Here is a 4,063-nt window from a genome sequence, read left to right as displayed (position 1 = left end):
GTTAACCCCTATGGCCCCTGTGAAGGCTGCCCTCACTATGAGCCGCGGGAGCGGATCCCTTCGCGTTAGTCGGCTCGAGAGCTTCCGCCATGCAGGGTAGCCGCCTCATTGTTGCTCTGGATACCGCTTCTTGGGATCAAGCCCTGGAGTGGGTAGATCGCCTGCCGCAGGTGCTGTGGTGGAAGGTGGGCCTGGAGTTGTTCACGGCTGTTGGCCCTCAGATTTTTCAGGCCCTTAAGGGACGGGGCAAGCGCATTTTTCTCGATTTAAAGCTGCACGACATTCCCCACACAGTGGGGCGGGCCGCTCAGGTGGCCGTTGGTTATGGGGTGGATCTGCTCACCGTTCATGCCGCTGGCGGCAGTGCCATGTTGCGGGCAGCAGTGGCCGCCACCCAGGGCAGTTCTTGCCGGCTGTTGGCAGTCACTCTTCTCACCAGCCTTGGTCCCGACCAGGTGCGGCAGGAGTTGGGCGTTGAGCGGGATCCCGGCGACTATGTGTTGCAGTTGGCGCGGCTAGCTCTGGATCAAGGCGTGAGTGGGCTGGTCTGCTCCCCCCAGGAAGTGGGGCGGCTGCGGCAGGCTTTGGGGCCGGAGGTGCTGCTGGTAACCCCAGGGATCCGCTTTGGGGATCCAGAAGCGGGGGACGACCAGCAGCGGGTCTGTACCCCTGCAGAAGCTCTGCGAGCAGGGGCCGATTATTTGGTGGTGGGCCGCCCCATCACGGCGGCTGCGGATCCCGTGGCTGCCTTGTACCGCCTCCAAGCCCTGGAGGATGCTGTTGGATAATTCATGGAGGGTAAAGCTGCGGGCCCTGCACTTTAGTGTGGGGAGGAAAGCGACTCTGGAACTTTAGTGGCCAAAGTGGCGCCTCCCTCGCAAGATACCCCACCGTATACTGTAGGGGGGATAGCTCCTACTCCCATGATGGAGCATGACCCAAGTTCTAACTATCTCCTGCAAGCTCAAGGTGTCTGCGTCGCAAGCTGCAAAGCTGGAGGCGACAGAGGCCTACGGCCCGCTGGCGCGAGCGGGAATGTGTCAACCAACAGCCGCGCAGCAAGAGGGCTACTGTTCCCGTGAGCGGGACGGAGTCCCTAAGCTCCCGACTTCAGTCGGGGGAAGTTTACTCTGTGGACGCGACCATCTGGGGAGAAATAAGCCTTGGGCCACAGATCTGCCAGACGAGGGTGGGGACTGGGTTTATGGCTGGTTTTGAGCTTGGGCAGCCTTGCCCCTGCTTGGGCAAAAGAGGAGATCTGTGCCTCCGACCCGCAAACCTGGGCCGAGGCCCTGGCGGAGCAGTTGCCTTTGTTTCTCAATTTGGCCTTGAGCCGCTCCCGCTCAGACTTCCAGGTAGTGCTGGTGGGCCAGCCAGAGGTGGAACTTCTCTCTGCCGAGGAGCTGGCCCAGCTTCTGCCGGATAGCCCAGCCGCCTCGGCTTCCCAAAGCTTTCGCTTGTATTTCACCACGCTGGAGCGCCGCTTGGTTCTGCCCCAGCAGCCCGAGCAGGAGGGCAACCCCCTGGCCGGTCGGCGCAGCGAAACCCTGCAGCTGGCCTATGAAGCTTATGTGCTGCGGGCTGCACCTGGGGATCCCTGGCAGGTGGTGCGCCTGCAAGTTACCGGCGCCGGTGTTCCCATCCGCGACGTCACCGAAGGACTGACCGCCCAAGCCATTCGTCGCTGGCAGCAGGCTGGGTGCCCCTTGACGGGCGATCTAGAGTTGACTAGGCCTACCCTATGAAGTTTCCCCCTGCCATGCCTCCGCGGGGCAAAAGGCTGTCTCGTTCCTCTTTTCCTCAACTAAGCCTGTCCAGGGCAGGCAAACGTCGGCACCAACGCCCAGACGGACTTAGTTGGATGGGCCACTGGCTGCTGTGGGGAGGGATGGGGTTGCTGCTGGGGCAACGTCTCCGCTCCTTAGGAGAGCTGGCCCATCTGCCGTGGTGGCGCGCTTGGCCCATCAGCAGCCCTCAGGGATCCCTGCCCCCTGTCCAGGCGGAACTCCCTCTCTACCACTCAATTGCGAACGGGCTACTGCCCTGGCTGGTTGAGGGCACCGGGATCCCCCCCGAGGGGATCCTGCAAGCTGTCTCGGCCCTGGCCTGCCTGGCCGTGCTGCTGCTGTGCTGGAGCTGGGGCAATTTCTGGAGTGCTGGCCTATGGGGACTCAGCCCCTGGGTGCTGACCCAGGGGTTGGAGCCGGGCGACGAGATCTTGGCCAGCCTGGTCTTGTTGGTCAGCAGCGGTGCTGGGCCGGGATCCCGCCTGCGCTGGGGCGGTTTGGCGCTGGCCTGTGCCCTGAGCTACAAAGTTTGGCCCTTGGCCCTGCTCTGGGGGACGCTATGGACTAGCCAACATTGGCCGCGGCAGCGGTTGCAAGGGCTACTCTGGCTGCTGCTGGTGATTGGCCTCTCCTGGTTGGTGCGGGTTGAGCTGCCCGCCAATCCCTTCACCGGGACGGAGCGCTTTCCTACGGCGACGGTGTCCTATTCGCTCACTAGCCAAAGCGGCCTGGCTGTTCTGGCCACCTTAATGTTGCCCCTGGGGCTGGCCTTGGTGCGGCTGGGTTGGCCCTGGGCGGAACGCCAACAAACCCTGCTCAGCTTGGCCGGTTTGGGCCATGTCCTGTGGATGGGGGTGCTGGCGGTGTGGCTTTGGGAGCCACAGATGAACCTGTTGCAGCAAAGCGCCCGTTGGGGCCTGGTGGCCCTGCCCTTTTTGTGCCTGAGTGCCGGCGGCGTCTTGGCGGAGATCCCCTGCCGGAGTTGGCGGCGAGTTCTGGGATCCCTGCTCTTGGCCAGCTCGTTCTTGTTATCGTGGCAAGCGTTGGCCTAAGCTCTTCTCCTGCCTTGAAGCTCCCGATGCGGCCCCTCTCAGAGACCCTGTTTGCCCGGCGGGCTCAGGCCGTGATCCCGCCTCCTTTTGGCGCGGAGATCCCTGGGGCCGTGCCGGTAGTAACCAGTTTTACCTTTGGCCTGGCGGATCCGCGGTTGTTTCCCAAGGCCGACCTGGCGCGGGCGACAGCGGAGGTGTTGGCGGAAGAGGGAGATGCTGCCCTCAATTACGGCGGCACTTTTGCCGGGCTGATCGAGGTGGTGCAGCAGTTGATGCGGGCCAGAGGGGTGGAGGCGCAGCCGGAAAACCTCTTGATCGGCTATGGCTCTGGGCAAATCCTTGGCCTCTTACCCCAGGTCTTTGTGGAGCCGGGGGATATGGTGATCGTGGAGGGGCCCACCTTCATGGGCGCGGTCAGCCGTTTTGCGGCGGCAGGGGCGCGTCTGATCTCGATCCCCGTGGATGGGGAGGGCATGGTGGTGGATTGCCTGGAAGAGGTGTTGCGCGAGCTAGCCCGCCAAGGGATCCGGCCCCGCTTTATCTACACCATTCCCACCTTTCACAATCCCAGGGGCTGCACCCTCTCTTGGCCGCGGCGGCAGAAGCTGGTGCAATTGGCGGCTGAATACGGCGTGGTGGTGGTGGAGGACGAGGCCTACTACGACCTACGCTTTGTCGGGGATCCCTTGCCCAGTTTGGCCGCGCTGGATGAAGAGGGCTGGGTTCTGCACGTGGGCACCTTTTCCAAGATTGTGGTGCCGGGGGTGCGGGTGGGCTGGGCCTGTGGCCATCCCGAGATCATCCGCCGCTTGGAGATGTTTCGTAGCGAGGGATCCCTGGGACCTTTTTTGGGCCGGGTGGTGGCCCGCTACTGCGGGGAAGGCCGCCTAGAGAGCCACATTCAGCTTTTGATCCGCCGTTACCGAGAAAAGTGCCACCTGATGTTGGAGGCCATCGCTCAATGTTTTCCCCCTGAAGTTAAGGTGGAGGCCCCTGGGGGTGGATTCTTTATCTGGTGCGAGCTGCCCCCTCCCCTGAGTGCCAACGCCTTGCTGCAGGCCACCCGGGCGCTAGGGGTAACTTTCTTGCCGGGTACCCACTGCTTTGCCGATGGCCAAGGGGATCACGCCTTGCGCCTCGCCTTCAGCTACCAACCGGAAGAGCGCATCCTCAGCGGCATCCAGATCGTCGGAGAGCAACTGTACAAACTCATGGGCCAACGAT

Annotated in this window: 4 protein-coding genes; all 4 read left to right on the top strand. The window is 63.1% G+C overall.

The window, feature by feature from the left end; genetic code table 11:
* Positions 1–89: 89 nt before the first annotated feature.
* Complete coding sequence (gene pyrF, locus NW863_RS04460; RefSeq protein WP_414364755.1) at positions 90–788, top strand: orotidine-5'-phosphate decarboxylase; 699 nt, start codon at positions 90–92, stop codon at positions 786–788.
* Between the two features lie 432 nt (positions 789–1,220).
* Positions 1,221–1,745, top strand: a complete 525-nt coding sequence (locus tag NW863_RS04455; protein WP_414364754.1) for a hypothetical protein — start codon at positions 1,221–1,223, stop codon at positions 1,743–1,745.
* 116 nt (positions 1,746–1,861) lie between these two features.
* Entirely contained in the window at positions 1,862–2,839 is a 978-nt protein-coding gene (locus NW863_RS04450; RefSeq protein WP_414364753.1) for a hypothetical protein, read from the top strand.
* Positions 2,840–2,865: 26 nt separating this feature from the next.
* On the top strand, positions 2,866–4,063 hold a 1,198-nt coding region (locus NW863_RS04445; protein WP_414364752.1), incomplete at its 3' end, for a PLP-dependent aminotransferase family protein.

Origin of the sequence: Synechococcus sp. B60.1 (assembly GCF_047462555.1) — a bacterium.
Taxonomy (GTDB): Bacteria; Cyanobacteriota; Cyanobacteriia; order Thermostichales; family Thermostichaceae; genus Thermostichus.
Note: the sequence above shows the minus strand (reverse complement) of the source record. Positions and strands in the feature narration are given on the sequence as shown.